The following is a 242-nucleotide window of genomic DNA, read 5'->3' as shown; positions in this document are numbered from 1 at the left end:
GGGCGACGCCGTCAAGCACGCCGCCGAGCAGGCGAACCCCGAGGTGGACCACGGCGTGACCAACCCCGGCGGCCTGCGCTCCGAGCTGCTGACGGACCGCTTCACCGACGGCGGCGCGTCCCCGGCCAAGCCGGCCGACCTCGTCGGTCGCCTCACCCTGGGCGAGCTGCTCGACATGGCGCCGTCCGGCAACACCATCACCTACTTCGACATCCCGGGCACCTCCATCAAGCTGGCCCTGG

The 242-nt window shown here is 72.7% G+C and carries 1 pseudogene; it reads left to right on the top strand.

Annotation, left to right across the window (positions count from 1 at the left end):
- A pseudogene (locus tag KVS67_RS12780) lies at nt 1–242 on the top strand (bifunctional metallophosphatase/5'-nucleotidase); the annotation flags it as partial.

Origin of the sequence: Micrococcus sp. GbtcB5 (genome assembly GCF_019091605.1) — a bacterium.
GTDB classification, from domain to species: domain Bacteria; phylum Actinomycetota; class Actinomycetes; order Actinomycetales; family Micrococcaceae; genus Micrococcus; species Micrococcus luteus.
Note: the sequence above shows the minus strand (reverse complement) of the source record. Positions and strands in the feature narration are given on the sequence as shown.